Here is a 15,047-nt window from a genome sequence, read left to right as displayed (position 1 = left end):
AATAGGGATAGTTGCATTATTATTTTATGCTATGTGGGAACGTTCCCACATAGCAAATGTCAATATTATTGCATAGCTTTTGGTTTTTGCGCGGAATATGAAAGTTTGGATATAAAAAATGGGGGTAGAGGAGAATGGAGAAGTATCTTATAGCTCATGATTTAGGAACATCCGGAGATAAAGCCACTTTGTTTTCCGAAGATGGAACGTTGATTAAAAGTGTAATGTTTGCTTACGACACACACTTTTTCAATAGTACATGGGCAGAACAAAATCCTTTAGACTGGTGGAAGGCTTTTTGTTGTGCGAATCATGAGTTGCTAAAGGATGTAGATAAAGAAAGAGTAGCCGGAATTGCCTTTAGTGGTCAGATGATGGGATGTGTTGTAGTTGATAAAGAAGGATTAGTGCTAAGACCGGCTATTATATGGGCAGATCAAAGAAGCCTCCAGGAAGAAAAATGGATAAGGGATAATATAGAGGAGTGGGAGTTTTATCAAATTACAGGACATCGGATCAGTTCGGCTTATAGCATTGAGAAGTTAATGTGGATAAAACAAAATGAGCCGGATATCTATGCAAAAACCTATAAGATGCTACAGCCAAAGGATTACCTTATTTATAGGCTAACAGGGCGATTCATAACAGATTATACGGATGCATCGGGAACAAATTGTATGGATCTGAAAGCACTCTGTTGGTCAGATAAAATTTTGGATATTACAGAAATAGATAGAGAAAAGCTTACGGAAATACATGCTTCAACTTATGTCGCCGGCGAACTGGGGAAGAAAATTAGCGAGGAATGTGGCTTAGCGCAGGGAACACCCATCGTAGTTGGGGGAGGAGACGGGTTATGTGCTGCAGTAGGGGCGGGAAGCGTGAGAGAAGGAGATGCCTTTAATTACCTGGGCTCATCTTCTTGGGTCGCTCTAACGTCCAATAAGCCAATTTATGATAAAGACATGAAAACTTATAACTGGGCTCATATGATTGAAGGGAAATACTCTCCTAATGGAACAATGCAAGCTGCCGGAAATTCATATCAATTTATAAGAAAAATTCTGTGTAAAGACTTAGAGGAAAAGGCTGATTTACAGAATATCAGTGTTTATGAATTAATGAATCAAGAATTGAAGCAAAGTAGTGTTGGTGCGAATGGCCTGTTATATCTGCCTTATATCTTGGGGGAGAGGAGTCCAAGATGGAATCCGGATGCAAGAGGTGCCTTTATCGGATTAAAGATGGAACATCAAAGAAAAGATTTAATTCGAGCGGGTGTTGAGGGCATCATAATGAATCTGGCGATTATATTGAATGTTTTTCAAAATGATGAAATCGATATCAGGTCCCTGAATGTAATAGGCGGTTTGGCTAAAAGTAAGGAGATTAGGCAAATTATTGCGGATATCTACGGACTGGAAATAAGAAAACTCAACTGGGTTGATGAAGCGACATCCATGGGGGCGGCAGTAGCAGCTGGGGTCGGAGTTGGAGTGTTGAAGGACTTTACGGAAATTTCAAAATTTATAAAGGTTGAAGATGTGATTCAACCGCAAATGAATTGCCATCAGAAATATCAAAGTTTAAGAAAAGTTTTTGATCAAAGTTACTATGCTTTACTGGATACTTATCAAACATTAAGTAAGTGGAAAATAGAATAAATATAGGAGGATATGTATTGATATGGAAGGATTGAAGAAACATGAATTGGCGAACATGATAGACCAAACTCTTTTAAAGCCCTTTGTAACATTGGAAGATATGAGAAAACATTGCGAAATGGCTGATCAGTATGGTTTTAAAACAGTAGCAATTAATAATGCAGTTGTTGAGTATTGCTCTGGGTTATTAAAGAACAGTAAAACGGTGTGTGATGCTGCGGTTAGTTTTCCGCTGGGACAATGCACCTTAGAAACCAAGGTTTTTGAGACTTCTGATGTAATCAAAAAGGGAGCAAAAGAAGTTGACTATGTTGTGAACTTGGTAGAGCTGAAGAGCGGGAATTGGAACTATATTGAAAAAGAGATGAATTCAATTGTGCAGATATGTCTGCAAAATAATGTCATATCCAAAGTTATTTTTGAGAACTGTTATTTGACACAAACAGAAAAAGAAAGACTTTGTGAAATTGCATTAAAAGTAGGACCTGATTTTATAAAGACTTCAACCGGCTTCGGTACTGGTGGTGCAACAATTGAAGATGTCAAATTGATGAAAGCAATGGTAGGGGAAAAAATAAAAATAAAAGCGGCCGGAGGCATTAGAGATTTAAAAACAGCCCTCGAAATGATAGCTGCAGGGGCATCTAGAATAGGAACCAGCTGTGGAACGCAAATTATAGATGAGATGGGATAAATAAACAGCATCTTGATTCCAAAGGATGCTTTGAAGCGTGGCAGCTATTAAGCTTTTAAAATCATGGAGGACCCTGGATGAAAAATGCTTTAGCACACATTGGAGTGTTGGTATTTGATTTAAAAATCTCTCAAAACTTTTATGAGAATATTTTGGGATTTCATAAAGTTTGGGAGAATACAAATTCGTCTCCCTATGGAGATGTGCAAGTGGTTTTTGTTGAGAAAGATGGCTTGATCATTGAACTGATTAAGATGCCTAAATTAGAAGAAAGGGGGGATGGAGTTGTAGATCATTTCGCTATTTCGGTAAAGGATTTAGAGAAAGTGATAGAAGAGCTACAAGGGAAAAAAGTGACGTTTGAAGAGGGAAGTTACTGTGAAGCGCCACATGTTTTTGAGAACGGCTCAAAATGGATAATGCTAAGAGGACCGAATAACGAGCGAATTGAATTAAATGAGCGTTTATAATCACGTTTATTGGAAGAGCATAACAATTTTATTTGCGAATGCGGGAAAGGAAAAGAACAATGAAAAAAATCATAGCTTTTACTTTAGTTGCGGGAATGTTAGTGGCTTTATCAGGATGTGGAAAAACAAACCAAGGAGCCGATCAAACTCAGAAGCAGGCGGATGTAAAAACAGAAGCTGAAAAGGCGGAAACTACGGATAAAAAGAGTTTTAATATTACTTGGGTTTCTTGCTCAACGGAGTCGGAATTCTGGCAATATCAAGAAATTGGCATGAAGAATGCAGTTAAAGATATGGAAGCGGAGCATGGTATATCTATTAACTTCACTACTGTAGGACCGGCAACAGAAGCGGAAACGGAAAGTTATATTAGAGCATTTGAAAATGCGATTGCTTCAAAACCGGATGCGATTATAAGTGCAACTCAAGTTCCTGATTCTACACGTTCTATTTCGAAAGAAGCTATGAATATGGGAATTGTGGTGAATTTTACCAACTGCGGATTGGAAACTATTGATTCGACAGAGTATGCAGATTGCTACAATCAGTATTACACAACAATTAGTGCGGATGTAGGAGATTTGGCGGGGAAAATCATGCTGGAACAGCTAGATGCTGCAGGAATTCCTAAAAAGGGAATTATTGCTATGGAATTCTCCAATGTTAATCCTTCTTTACAACCAAGAATGGATAATTTCAAGGCTTACATTGAAGCTAATTCTGAGATAAAAGTTTTAGATACATTATATAACAATAATAGCCTTGAACAGGCTCAAGCGGATATTGAGAACCAAATTGCGACGTACGGTGATCAGCTAATTGGTGTTTATGGTGCAAATAATATTTCGGGAGATGGAATTGCGTTAGCTGTAGAAAATGCCGGAATTAAAGATAAAGTAATCACTATCGGAGTCGATTCTGATCCTACAGAGATTAAAGCACTTGAGAATGGAACATTGGATTGCATTATTGTACAGGATGCATACGGCCAAGGTTATGCGTCATTAAAGAACGCGGTTGAAACTTTACTTCAAGGTAAGAATCCTGAATCGGAACAAAAGGTCACAATGGCTCCGGAAGCAGTTACAACTAAAAATATGAAGGAAGAAAAGTATGCTGCATTACTTAACCCGAGTCTTTTAGCAAAGTAAAAGAAACTATAGCTGAGACTTGCAATTGAATTATGTAGTAATGCGTTATGTTTGTTTCAAGTTTCGTTGAAGGTTTTGTGCCTCGGCGAAACTTGGAACAAAATAGGAGTCCGGATATTGTTTTGGGGCTAACAGCCTTTTGTGGTGGGGAGAGACATGGAAGATTCAATTATTTTGAAAATTGATAATATAGTAAAGACCTATCCCGGGGTTCGAGCGCTTAAAGGAATTAGCACTACAATTAAAAAAGGCGAAGTTAGAGCTTTGGTTGGGGAAAATGGCGCAGGGAAATCCACATTGATTAAATGCATTATGGGAGTAGAAGAGCCGACCGAAGGAAGCGTTCAAATTAACGTGAATGGAGAATTTTGCTCTGCAAAATCTGTTTTAGATGCTGCGAAATTGGGAATGTATGCCAACTACCAGCATGTAAATATTGCTAAAGATTTAACTGTGGCTGAAAATTATTATCTTGGCCATTTACCAAAGAATAATCTGGGAATTGTGGATTGGAAAAAGCTAAACGCTGAGAGTCAAAAAATTATTGATAAGTTTAACTTGGCAATTAATCCACAAGATGTTATTAGTCAATTGCCTGTTGCTATGCAAGCAATGATTACAATTAGTAAAATTTCGGTGAATCAAAATATTCGATTGGTTATTTTTGATGAACCCACAGCGCTTCTGGAAAATGATAAAGTGCAGACGTTGTTTCATTATATTAAAGAATTAAAAGAGCAAGGGGTGAGTATAATTTATATTTCTCACCGTTTGGAAGAAGTAATAGAAATTTGTGATACAGTGACCATCATGAAGGATGGAGAACATGTAGAAACAAAGAATGTAAGTGAAGTGAATAAGGACTACCTGATTGCTAAGATGGTTGGGCGTAAGATGGTGGATATTTATAATATTCAACATCAAAAACCGGGAGATGAAATTCTTAAGGTGTGTAATTTGTTCGGGGAAAAATTTAAGGATGTCAGTTTTTCTTTGCACAAAGGGGAAATCCTGGGATTTTTTGGATTGGTGGGAGCTGGCCGAAGTGAAGTAATGCGGGCTATTTTTGGAGCTGAAAAAATTTATTCCGGAGATATCTTTATCTCAGGTAAGAAAATAAAAATAAACTCAGTTAGGGATGCAATGATGCATAAAATAGGATTTTTAACGGAAGACCGGCGGAGCGACGGTTTGGCACTTTCCCAAAGCGTGGAATTAAACATCAATATGTATTCCTATGACTTGATTAGCTTTCTTGGTATTGTGGATTTAAAAAAAGAAAGAAAAAGAGCGATTGAATATCAAGAAAAAATGAGAATAAAAACTCCAAATGTGAAGCAAATTGTAAATTATCTTTCCGGAGGAAATCAACAAAAGGTTGTCATCTCGAAGTTATTGTGTAGAGACCCGGATATACTCATTTTTGATGAACCCACAGTGGGGATTGATGTAGGTGCCAAGGAAGAAATCTTTAAATTGATTGAGAGTTTGGCGGCGCAAGGAAAAGGAATCATCATTATTTCTTCTTATTTGCCGGAAGCAATGGGGCTTTCTGACAGAATGGTAATTATGGCAGAGGGGCATATTGCGGGCTCAGTTGAAGCGGATGAATTAAAACAAATGAGAGAAGAAGATATTTTGAGAGTGGCGTCTACGATTTATGATGAGGAGGTGGCACAGTGAAAGTAGAAGAAAAGGGACTCGCCAAGAGGGATAGCTTAAAAAAGATTATGATGAAAACGGAAGTTTCCATTATGTTTATTATTGGTATATTATTTATTTTTGCGTCTTTAGGAACACAAAATTTTTTGACAAGCTATAACTTAACTAATATTTTAAAACAGTGTGCCATTATTGGAGTGATATCGATTGCACAAACTTGCATTATTATAACGGGTGGAATTGATATCAGCTGTGGTGCAATTGTTGGATTTTCTACGCTCATGGTTGCTATGGGACAGGCTAGATGGGGAATGGGAATTGTTCCTTCAATCTTTGTTGCAGTTGTAACTGGAGTAATATGGGGAGCAGTAAATGCTGCATTAATACATGAGTTTAAAGTCCCTGCATTTGTAGCAACCTTAGGGACGCAAACAATTATAAGAGGCTTGATTAAAGTGATATCCAATGGAGGAACAGTCTCAGGTATTGCACCTCAGTTTGCTGACTTTGCAAGTAGCAACATTCTATTTATTCCAAAGTTGGCTTTTGTTTGGGGGACAATTTCAGTACTGGTATTTTTGCTATTACGCTATACGATATTTGGACGTAACTTATTTGTGTTAGGAAGTGGAGTGGAAGTAGCAAGATTAAATGGTATTTCTATTCGGAAAACGACTTATGCGGCATATGCCTTTGCAGGACTTTTGTATGGTATTGCTGGAGTTATGCTTGCTGCAAGAATTAACTCTGCAATTCCGACTGCAGGAGAGGCATATGAGACAAACGCTATTGCAGCTAGTGTACTTGGAGGTGCTTCTCTTGCCGGAGGACTGGGTTCTATAGCTGGAACAGCACTTGGTACAGTATTAATTATATTGATTGACAATGTGGGCACACAATTTGGGATTCATTCTTTTGTGATGCAGGTAATCACTGGATGTGTTATTGTAGTCGCTATTGTGGCAGACCAACTTAAAAAACATCCAATTGGACTGATGAATCATTTAAAAAGATCGAAGAAAACGACTACTTAGCACAGAGAAAAATGCTCTTAGATCATTTTGAAAATCAGGCAGAAAAAATAACTGCCTGATTTTTCTTTAATAATTTATAGCCTATTGGAGATACCTTATTATAATGATTAAAGTGAAATGGAATATTTATCTATTTCAAATCAGCTATAATGAAAAGAAAGGAGCTATTATGGGAAAAAATATTGTTGTAATAGGGAGCATGAATCAAGATATTATTATGAAAATAAGTCGAATGCCCGATTTGGGTGAATCCATGATGGTGGATGAATGCATTTTGGCGGCTGGGGGGAAAGGCTCTAATCAGGCTGTTCAAGCAGCTAAGCTGGGAGCTAATGTGTCTATGATTGGATCTGTAGGAAAAGATACAATGGGAGAGTTTCTCTTAACTGAAGCAGAGAAATTCCATGTGGATGTCACGCATGTAAAAAGGTCCAATGCCCCTACCGGAATGGCGGATGCCCATGTATTACCGGATGGCCATTTGTTTTGTACGGTTGTAAAAGGGGCAAATTTTGAATTGAAAATAGAAGATGTTACTATGGCGGAATCTTTATTGAAAAGTGCAGATATAGTCATTCTGCAAAATGAGATTCCGAGAGAGGTAGATTATTATGTGGTAGATAAGGCGGAAGAATTTGGGTACAAAGTTATTTATAATGCTGCACCGGCTAGAGAGATGAGCCGACATTACATTGCCAAGTGTGATATTGTGGTAGTGAATGAGGTTGAGGCCGGATTTTATTGTGGGACAAAAATTGATTCTGTAGAAGAAGCAAAAGTTGAAGCATTAAAAATGAGTATGGAAATGGGAAATGATTGGATTATTACGCTTGGTGCAACAGGATCGGTTGTTGCAAGTAATCAGGAAGTCATCTTTATTCCCTCCTACAGAGTAAATGCAATTGAGTCATTGGGGGCAGGAGATTCCTATATTGGAGCCTTAGCTTACGCACTTTTAAGCGGAATGAGTCTGTTTGAAGGCTGTAGGTTTGCGACTGCCTGCAGTGCATTAACGGTAATGAAGTGTGGCGCACAAATTGCCATGCCTACAAAGATAGAGGTAGAAGAGTTTAGAAAGTCTCATACTCTCTAATACAGAGTATATGCATTCCATCGCAAATCTTGCATTACTAATACAGCGGACAATGCAGCTCTTAATCATTCGACATTTGATGTGAAACAAAATGATATCATTCAGATGGATAAAAAAGGACAGTATATTCCTTTCTGAACTAAGATGGTATTTCTGAAATATTATACCCCATCGGCTGAAAATCAGCTGCATTTTTGGGGCCAGGACGATAGAATTGCTTATATTTTAGCAATCAATGATGTTCTGAGCGACTATATAGAGCCGATTGTTTTGGAAAAGGAGGGAACAAAATGAGTACGACACTTCACTCATTTATGGATATCTTTGAAACAACGATTGAGGATGGAGATACTTCTTTTTAGCTTAATAAAATTGTAATCCCCCTTATTCAGAGAGACTACGCTCAAGGACGTATTGATAAAGACATCAATAGAGTGAGAAGTCGCTTTCTTTAGGCGCTTTATAGGGCTGTTACTGGGGAGCCATTTGCACTTTACTTTGTTTACGGTGACATTGATGAAGAAGGAACTATGACACCTTTAGATGGTCAGCAGCGTTTAACAACATTGTTCCTCTTGCATTGGTATGCGGCTAAAAAAGAAAAAGTTTATGAAGATAAGTACGCATTTCTCAGTAGGTTCAGTTATGAAACACGTTATAGTGCAAGATATTTCTGCGTAGAGCTTGTGAAGTTTATGCCATCTTTTGAAACCACGCACTCTTCTGATATAAAGAATCAAGCATGGTTTCCCTTTGACTGGAAGGATGATCCTACTATTAGCTCCATGCTTGTAATGTTGGATGCGATTGATGAGCGCTTCAAGGATGTACCGGATATATGGGAGCGGTTGGAAAATAAAGCGATTACCTTTTATTTCCTGCCAATAAGAGATATGGGTTTCACTGATGAGCTTTATATTAAAATGAATTCCCGTGGGAAGCCGTTGACCGTATTCGAACATTTCAAAGCAGAACTGGAGAGAGAAACTAAACATTTCCTCAGTATTTTTGTAAACAGCTTCTTCAAGATTTTTTTAATACAGAAAATCTAAACTACGACACTTAAATACTTGATATTGATGATCTCATCTCCAGCGTGATGTACTTCTCTGAGCTCCGCTTGTTATAGAGGCCAAGCTGTTTAAGGCGGATAAGGAAGGCTGTGTACGACACGCCCATGACGTCTGCCATCTTCTGTGCCAGCAGCTTATCCTCCAGGCGAAGCAGGTTGCTCCCGTAGATAGAGATCGGTTTCCCTGCGGTAAAGCGGTTCACATTGTTCAGTACCATGTATCGGGGCATCAGAAGTGCCGCGGCCAGCCGGTCCACCTGGCTTTCCCGAAAGCTCGACAGATTGTCGTGCCTGTGAATTCATATACTCCTTGTTATAATAGAGTAGTAGTGATTTAAGCCCCTCTCCAAGGGCTATAGGAACCTGCTAAAATCTGTTGCGCTCAGATGCGTGCGACACCGTCCTCATGGGCAGCCTTGGCCACAGCCTTGGCCACGGCATCTCTTACCCTAGGATCAAAAGCCTCCGGCAGGGTGTAGTCTGTATTAAGTTCCTCGTCACTCACCAGTCCTGCGATGGCATAGACGGCAGCAATCTTCATGCCCTCAGTAATGGTGCTGGCACGGGCGTCCAGAGCACCGCGGAAGATGCCGGGGAAGCAGAGAACGTTGTTGACCTGGTTGGGGAAATCACTCCGTCCGGTGGAAACGACGGCGGTGCCGTGCTGATCATCGTGGAAGATAGGAATATCGCAGGACTGCTTCAGCCGCTCTTCAATCTCAAAACAACGGGGAGCGGAGATATCCTCCAAATTGACACCACCGAAGGAACCAGCAAGGAGCGTCACGACATTTACAATGTCATCCACGCTCTTAGAACGCACGCACAGGGGAATGGCGTCCACACCGCCAAACTCCTTGAAGAGCACACACTTGCCTTCCATGACGGGCATACCAGCTTCGGGGCCAATGTCACCCAGGCCCAGGACGGCGGTACCATCGGTCACCACTGCCACGGTGTTTCAGCGGCGAGTCAGCTCATAGGATTTGTCAACGTCTTTCTGAATTTCCAGGCAGGGCTGCGCTACGCCGGGGGTGTAAGCCAGCGCCAATGCCTCTTCAGAGTCCACCGGTGCGCGGGAGACCACCTCCAGCTTGCCTTTGAGCTGATAGTGTAGCTTTAAAGATTCCTTTGCGTAATCCATATGAAAAACCCTTCTTGGTTGATTTGATTTAGTGAGTCAGAAGTTCTTTTGCGGAGATGCCGGGAGTTGTCATGGAGTAGGCGTCCAAGATTTTCTCCATGTCGTCCTGGCTCAGAATGCCCTTCTGGACGATCAGGTCCCTGACGGATGTGCCGGTTTTGATGGCTTCCTTGGCAATGTCGGCAGCGGGCTGATAGCCGATGTGAGGAGTCAGGGCGGTGATGATGCCAACGGAGTTGTCCACAAGGCTCTTGCAGCGCTCCCGATTGGCGGTGATATCGACGATGCAGTTGTCCGTCAGTGTATTTACGGCATAAGTGAGGAATTCCACCGCATGAGTCAGGTTCCAGAAAATGATGGGTTCAAATGCATTCAGCTCCAACTGGCCGGCTTCGGCTGCCATGGTAATGGTCAGGTCATTGCCCATAATGTTAAAGGCCACCTGGTTGACTACTTCGGGGATCACCGGATTGACCTTGCCCGGCATAATGGAAGAACCGTTCTGGCGAGGGGGCAGGTTAATCTCACCCAGGCCGCAGCGGGGACCGGAAGAGAGAAGCCGTAAGTCGTTGCACATTTTGGAGAGGTTCACCGCACAGGTTTTTACAGCGCCGGATACGGCAACAAAACCATCGAGGTTCTGCGTAGCGTCAACCAGGTTGAATGCCTGGACGAACCGCAGGTTGGAGACCATGGAGAGATTCGGCACAATACGCTCGAGATACATTTTGTCGGCGTTGATGCCGGTGCCCACGGCGGTACCGCCCATGTTGAGGCAACGCATCTCATCCTCTGCACGCTCTAGTCTGGAAATGTCGCGGCGGATCGCTTCGCTGTATGCTTTGAACTCCTGGCCCAGGCGAATGGGGACTGCATCCTGGAGCTGGGTTCGGCCCATCTTGATGACGTCGTCGAACTCTTCTGCCTTTTTAGTCAGGGCATCGTGGAGACGCTCAAGCTGAATCTGTGCCTTGATAAGCAGTTTCAGGACAGCCATTTTACCGGCGGAGGGAAACACATCGTTTGTGGACTGTCCACAGTTTACATGGTCGTTGGGGTTGACCAAGGTGTAGTTGCCCTTCTCGCCGCCTAGGAGCTCGATTGCGCGGTTGGCAATGACCTCGTTGGCGTTCATGTTCAGGCTGGTGCCAGCGCCGCCCTGAATGGGATCTACGATGAAAGCATCATGAAGATTACCAGTGGTAATTTCATCACAAGCCTTCACAATGGCATCGGCCACATTCTTGTCCAACAGACCAACTTCTGCGTTGGTAATCGCTGCAGCCTTTTTGATCTCGGCGATGGAGTTGATAATCTCTGGGTGCATAGTTAGACCCGTGATATGGAAGTTTTCCGAAGCGCGGAGAGACTGAACGCCGTAATAGACGTCACGGGGAAGGGAACGCTCACCGATGGAATCATGTTCTGAGCGGAATTGCTGAGTAGTCGTCATAATAATGGCCTCCTAGATTTTTTGGCGGATGTTTGACTTTTTTTGACTTGCCATCAATATAACGCAGTTCTATGATATTCTCAAATACCAATACAATTATAATTAATATAGATTACAAACTATAATGTGGGAGACTATGTTTCAATCAATGCGCTATGTTTATGAGGTCTATAAGGAGATGAGTTTCTCACGGGCTGCGAAAAATCTGTTTATCAGTCAGCCATCGTTAAGCGCGGCGGTTAAAAAGGAAGAGGAAAAAGTTGGGTCACAGATTTTTGAACGCAGCACGAATCCCATACAGCTTACCGAAATTGGGCAGGAGTATATCCGCTCTGTGGAGCGCTTGATGGATGTGGAGAACAGTTTTGCTAACTATATCAGCGATCTGGCAGAGCTAAAGAATGGTTCGCTGTCTATCGGTGGAACAAATTTTTTCATTTCCTATGTCCTGCCGCCCTTGCTGAGTCGTTTTACTGCTCTTTACCCCTTAATCCATATCAGACTTGTGAAAGCTACCACATCGGAGCTTACAGAGAAGCTCAACACGGGCAGCTTGGATTTACTGTTGGACAACAGCGTTTTGGGCCCCGAGATCTACGACCGAAAGACAATTCGCGAAGAACATCTGCTGATCGCGGTGCCAGTGAGTTTTTCTACCAACAACCAAGTGAAACAGTACGCGCTTACCGCTGCAGATATCAAAAGGGGGACACATCTGGACTCCTCTGTAGCACCTGTACCGATGGGGGCATTTCAGAATGATCCGTTTCTTCTCCTGCACGAACAAAATGATACACGCGAACGTGCCATGAATATTTGCAGAGAAAGTCACTTCACGCCTCAAATATGGCCGGAGTTGGACCAGCAGATTACTGCGTATAATCTTGCGTGCTATGGTATGGGAATTGCCTTTATAGGTGACTCTCTTGTGCAGAACGTACCTGAAGCAAAAAATCTTCTTTTTTACAAATTGGATAACCGTGAGGCAGTACGAAAAGTGAGTCTTTACTATAAGCGCAATCGATACCTCTCCAAGGCTGTTACAACGTTTATGGACATGATATGAAAAGGAAGAAAATAACACATATTAGGATTTCAACTAGCTGGGTTGATGAAATTTTTCTATTAAGCAAAATAAGGCCTCAATTCTTGAGTATTTCTCAAGAATTGAGGTCTTTGCATATTACGTTCTGCCAAATATGTAATTGTAGATTAGTCTGGAGCACAAGATGACCGTGTCATGGGATGTTCGCAAAAAGGACTCCTAATTTCTCGCGGTTATAATATTGTTGTCACCGTCCAGAGCGGTTTCCCCATAGGAGCGGAGGTTGAAGTATTGTAATTTGAGTACCATTCCGCAATAAGAGATAGACCACCCTTTGAAGCGGGCAAAATCGGCATTACCCTTTAGATGCTAAGTAACAGAGAGAGGCGAAACCAGATGCCCTAGTCTCTGGAGGATAAAGACGGCTTCTTTGACGGGTAGAAATCTCACGGTATGCGGAGAACAGTCTGCTTTGCGTTAGAGCTCCGGATTGTAAGGCTCGCTCTTCTTGAGCATTGCCAAGGGAATCTAAGGGGCATTGTCCCGTAGCAGTCAACGATCTAAAATTTCAACATACGCTTTCAAATAATCCACATGCTGTCCGTTTTCCATAGCAGTTATAAGAAACTGAGCCAATGCAATGCCGGTTTTGTGATGGGTTTGTAATTGGGGCAGTTTTTCTTCAAAATTCCTTTGATAATTTTGCTCTGCAATTTCTTTTATGAGAAACGTACATCACGTCTTGTCTGAGGTATTTTCCCAAAGTGCTGGCTCGTTAGAACCATTTTCGCGAATAATGCCACGGCTTTCCGTTGCAAGATCGTTTGTGTCCCAATAGCGAACGTAGAGGGATGGATTTTTTACATACCGAAGTGTTTTTTCCCGATCCGTATAATTAAATGGAACGATGCAGGAAAACAGGACTGGTTCAAATGAAAAATCGCTCCAATTCGACGGAAGAATTTCTCGAATTTGCATTAATTTTCGTAATACGGTATCATACATCTGTTGGTATTCTTGAATTTTTTGTTCCAAATCAACTTTTACTTGTTCAAACGTTTGATAGTATTCCGCTAAACCGAACTGATCAAACTGTTTCATTTTTGAAATTGGTATTCCTAAGTTTCGATAAAACACAATATCAGCAACATGAATTAAATCTGCTAAAGAATATTGACGATTGCAATGATTACTCCAGTGCACTGACTCCGGAACTATCTGTAATGAATGCAATTTATCCGTTTGATCGTGCGGTTGAATATTCCGTTTGCAGCGGAGTTACCACAGTGTGTATTTGCCTAGGGAGTGACAGCGTGGTCGGCGGAATGGCAAGTACCATTTCCCTAAAAGGAACCGTTGCAGATGAAATGGCGATTTGCAAAACAACCGCAATGAAGTGTTCGTTTGGAGAAAATCCCCAAAAGGCGGATCTCGGGTTTAAATCACGGATGGGAATGGCGTATCACCTTCGAAAATGCCTAGAAGATGCAAAGGACTATGGTCACCGAAAAAAGAAGCCGCTTCAAAGGGAGATTATTTTAAGCATAACATTGGAATGGAAAATATGCTGTTGGTGCTGGAGAAAAAGATTCCCCTCCACGCACATGTGCACCGCTCCGATGACATTTGCACCGCGATTCGCATTGCACAAGAATATGATGTGCGCTTAGTATTGGTTCATTGCACGGATGGAATATCGGTAAAAGATTATCTGGCAAAGTTTGACTATCCTGCGATTTGTGGCCCCGCTATGTATCCAAAATCAAAGCAGGAAAGCTGGGCAAGAAGCTTTGCTACAGCAGGAGAATTAAATCGTAAGGGCATAAAAGTATGCATCACGGCAGATCATGATGTAACGCCACTTTGCCACCTGTCAGTGTATGCTGCTATGACAGTCCGATATGGATTGGATGAGTTGGAAGGGCTAAAAGCCATTACAAAGTATCCGTTTGCCTATGATAGCCATGTGAACCAAGTTATACATCGAAGGCGTGCCGATGATTCAAACGAACAAGTAAATAGTAACGCTGTTCTGCCCAAAATGCAGGCGTGAAACAATTATTAGTGTAGTAAAACAGATTTAAGCTCTTACATCGCACTCTCAAACACCCCCGCGGCAGTCTCCTGCCGCGGGGGTGTTTACTTTCTTTACTTATTTTTTCTTATCTATTTCCTGATTGCTTTCTGCTTCTTTTTCCCTAAATTAATAGGTATAATTATCGACTTCAACCTTATCTACTTCCTGATAGGGGGCAAGGGTGGAAATCATTTTTACCGGCTCGTCATAGTTGTTCACAACATAGTGTACTTCACCCGGTTCGATATGAATCATTTGTCCCGGTGAAAGATGGTTCACAACACCGTCAACAATCACATCGATTTTTCCTTCCAGAATATAGAAATTCTCTTCCATGACATTGTGATAATGTGCTTTGAAATCCTTTCCGGGCTGGAACTGAACCAGCGCAAAATTCATTCTCGGTCCTTTCATTAAGTATTTCGGCCCATTCAAATTTTCATTTCGGTACTCATAATCCTTCTCATCAACTACGTACATTTTTTCCC

Annotated in this window: 15 protein-coding genes and 1 pseudogene; 11 read left to right on the top strand and 5 right to left on the bottom strand. The window is 41.6% G+C overall.

The window, feature by feature from the left end; all coding sequences use genetic code 11:
- Positions 1 to 134: 134 nt before the first annotated feature.
- The 8 genes from xylB to HMPREF9624_RS06840 all read left to right on the top strand — a co-directional run bounded on the left by xylB (position 135) and on the right by HMPREF9624_RS06840 (position 8,820).
- Positions 135 to 1,664 (top strand): xylulokinase, encoded by a 1,530-nt coding sequence (gene xylB / locus HMPREF9624_RS06875; RefSeq protein WP_009537137.1) that lies wholly within the window; start codon positions 135 to 137, stop codon positions 1,662 to 1,664.
- Positions 1,665 to 1,686: 22 nt separating this feature from the next.
- Entirely contained in the window at positions 1,687 to 2,358 is a 672-nt protein-coding gene (gene deoC / locus HMPREF9624_RS06870) for a deoxyribose-phosphate aldolase (protein WP_009537136.1), read from the top strand.
- A gap of 77 nt (positions 2,359 to 2,435) precedes the next feature.
- On the top strand, positions 2,436 to 2,828 hold the full coding sequence (locus tag HMPREF9624_RS06865) for a VOC family protein (RefSeq protein WP_009537135.1): 393 nt from the start codon (positions 2,436 to 2,438) through the stop codon (positions 2,826 to 2,828).
- Positions 2,829 to 2,887: 59 nt separating this feature from the next.
- A complete protein-coding gene (locus HMPREF9624_RS06860; RefSeq protein WP_009537134.1) occupies positions 2,888 to 3,979 on the top strand; it encodes a substrate-binding domain-containing protein in 1,092 nt (363 codons plus the stop codon).
- 156 nt (positions 3,980 to 4,135) lie between these two features.
- Positions 4,136 to 5,662, top strand: a complete 1,527-nt coding sequence (locus HMPREF9624_RS06855) for a sugar ABC transporter ATP-binding protein (protein WP_009537133.1) — start codon at positions 4,136 to 4,138, stop codon at positions 5,660 to 5,662.
- On the top strand, positions 5,659 to 6,675 hold the full coding sequence (locus tag HMPREF9624_RS06850) for an ABC transporter permease (RefSeq protein WP_009537132.1): 1,017 nt from the start codon (positions 5,659 to 5,661) through the stop codon (positions 6,673 to 6,675). Before HMPREF9624_RS06855 ends, HMPREF9624_RS06850 begins: the two co-directional genes overlap by 4 nt.
- Positions 6,676 to 6,844: 169 nt before the next feature.
- The gene (locus HMPREF9624_RS06845) at positions 6,845 to 7,768 is read left to right on the top strand and encodes a ribokinase (protein WP_009537131.1); all 924 of its coding nucleotides are present in this window, start codon (positions 6,845 to 6,847) and stop codon (positions 7,766 to 7,768) included.
- Between the two features lie 512 nt (positions 7,769 to 8,280).
- On the top strand, positions 8,281 to 8,820 hold the full coding sequence (locus HMPREF9624_RS06840; protein ID WP_278209032.1) for a GmrSD restriction endonuclease domain-containing protein: 540 nt from the start codon (positions 8,281 to 8,283) through the stop codon (positions 8,818 to 8,820).
- A gap of 10 nt (positions 8,821 to 8,830) precedes the next feature.
- Here the strand turns inward: HMPREF9624_RS06840 and HMPREF9624_RS06835 are convergent, their stop codons facing one another.
- The 3 genes and pseudogenes from HMPREF9624_RS06835 to HMPREF9624_RS06825 all read right to left on the bottom strand — a co-directional run bounded on the left by HMPREF9624_RS06835 (position 8,831) and on the right by HMPREF9624_RS06825 (position 11,437).
- Positions 8,831 to 9,097 (bottom strand): ImmA/IrrE family metallo-endopeptidase, encoded by a 267-nt coding sequence (locus tag HMPREF9624_RS06835; RefSeq protein ID WP_036594902.1) that lies wholly within the window; start codon positions 9,095 to 9,097, stop codon positions 8,831 to 8,833.
- 125 nt (positions 9,098 to 9,222) lie between these two features.
- A pseudogene (locus tag HMPREF9624_RS06830) lies at positions 9,223 to 9,984 on the bottom strand (NAD(P)-dependent malic enzyme).
- A gap of 28 nt (positions 9,985 to 10,012) precedes the next feature.
- Entirely contained in the window at positions 10,013 to 11,437 is a 1,425-nt protein-coding gene (locus HMPREF9624_RS06825; RefSeq protein ID WP_009537127.1) for an aspartate ammonia-lyase, read from the bottom strand.
- Positions 11,438 to 11,573: 136 nt separating this feature from the next.
- On the opposite strand from HMPREF9624_RS06825, the gene HMPREF9624_RS06820 reads away from it, so the two are divergent.
- Positions 11,574 to 12,503, top strand: coding sequence for a LysR family transcriptional regulator (locus tag HMPREF9624_RS06820; RefSeq protein WP_036594899.1), 930 nt, complete (start codon positions 11,574 to 11,576; stop codon positions 12,501 to 12,503).
- Positions 12,504 to 13,217: 714 nt separating this feature from the next.
- Here the strand turns inward: HMPREF9624_RS06820 and HMPREF9624_RS11425 are convergent.
- Complete coding sequence (locus HMPREF9624_RS11425) at positions 13,218 to 13,583, bottom strand: hypothetical protein (RefSeq protein WP_009537125.1); 366 nt, start codon at positions 13,581 to 13,583, stop codon at positions 13,218 to 13,220.
- A gap of 373 nt (positions 13,584 to 13,956) precedes the next feature.
- Here HMPREF9624_RS11425 and HMPREF9624_RS12185 point away from each other — a divergent pair, with 373 nt between their 5' ends.
- Positions 13,957 to 14,535, top strand: coding sequence for an amidohydrolase family protein (locus HMPREF9624_RS12185; protein WP_408637221.1), 579 nt, complete (start codon positions 13,957 to 13,959; stop codon positions 14,533 to 14,535).
- Positions 14,510 to 14,566: a hypothetical protein gene (locus HMPREF9624_RS12375; RefSeq protein ID WP_408637223.1), complete on the top strand. Its 57-nt coding sequence runs from the start codon at positions 14,510 to 14,512 to the stop codon at positions 14,564 to 14,566. The genes HMPREF9624_RS12185 and HMPREF9624_RS12375 overlap by 26 nt, the downstream gene beginning before the upstream one ends.
- 119 nt (positions 14,567 to 14,685) lie before the next feature.
- Here the strand turns inward: HMPREF9624_RS12375 and HMPREF9624_RS06805 are convergent, their stop codons facing one another.
- Entirely contained in the window at positions 14,686 to 15,039 is a 354-nt protein-coding gene (locus HMPREF9624_RS06805; RefSeq protein ID WP_009429420.1) for a cupin domain-containing protein, read from the bottom strand.
- Positions 15,040 to 15,047: the final 8 nt, after the last annotated feature.

Origin of the sequence: Oribacterium asaccharolyticum ACB7 (assembly GCF_000238075.1) — a bacterium.
GTDB classification, from domain to species: Bacteria; Bacillota; Clostridia; order Lachnospirales; family Lachnospiraceae; genus Oribacterium; species Oribacterium asaccharolyticum.
This window is presented reverse-complemented; position numbering and strand designations above follow the sequence as displayed.

Excerpts from the sequence above, each read along its gene's own strand:
- xylB (WP_009537137.1), top strand. The coding sequence starts at position 135 with ATGGAGAAGTATCTTATAGCTCATGATTTAGGAACATCCGGAGATAAA.
- deoC (WP_009537136.1), top strand. The coding sequence starts at position 1,687 with ATGGAAGGATTGAAGAAACATGAATTGGCGAACATGATAGACCAAACT.
- HMPREF9624_RS06865 (WP_009537135.1), top strand. The coding sequence starts at position 2,436 with ATGAAAAATGCTTTAGCACACATTGGAGTGTTGGTATTTGATTTAAAA.
- HMPREF9624_RS06860 (WP_009537134.1), top strand. The coding sequence starts at position 2,888 with ATGAAAAAAATCATAGCTTTTACTTTAGTTGCGGGAATGTTAGTGGCT.
- HMPREF9624_RS06855 (WP_009537133.1), top strand. The coding sequence starts at position 4,136 with ATGGAAGATTCAATTATTTTGAAAATTGATAATATAGTAAAGACCTAT.
- HMPREF9624_RS06845 (WP_009537131.1), top strand. The coding sequence starts at position 6,845 with ATGGGAAAAAATATTGTTGTAATAGGGAGCATGAATCAAGATATTATT.
- HMPREF9624_RS06825 (WP_009537127.1), bottom strand. The coding sequence starts at position 11,437 with ATGACGACTACTCAGCAATTCCGCTCAGAACATGATTCCATCGGTGAG.
- HMPREF9624_RS06820 (WP_036594899.1), top strand. The coding sequence starts at position 11,574 with ATGTTTCAATCAATGCGCTATGTTTATGAGGTCTATAAGGAGATGAGT.
- HMPREF9624_RS11425 (WP_009537125.1), bottom strand. The coding sequence starts at position 13,583 with ATGAAACAGTTTGATCAGTTCGGTTTAGCGGAATACTATCAAACGTTT.
- HMPREF9624_RS12185 (WP_408637221.1), top strand. The coding sequence starts at position 13,957 with ATGCCTAGAAGATGCAAAGGACTATGGTCACCGAAAAAAGAAGCCGCT.
- HMPREF9624_RS06805 (WP_009429420.1), bottom strand. The coding sequence starts at position 15,039 with ATGTACGTAGTTGATGAGAAGGATTATGAGTACCGAAATGAAAATTTG.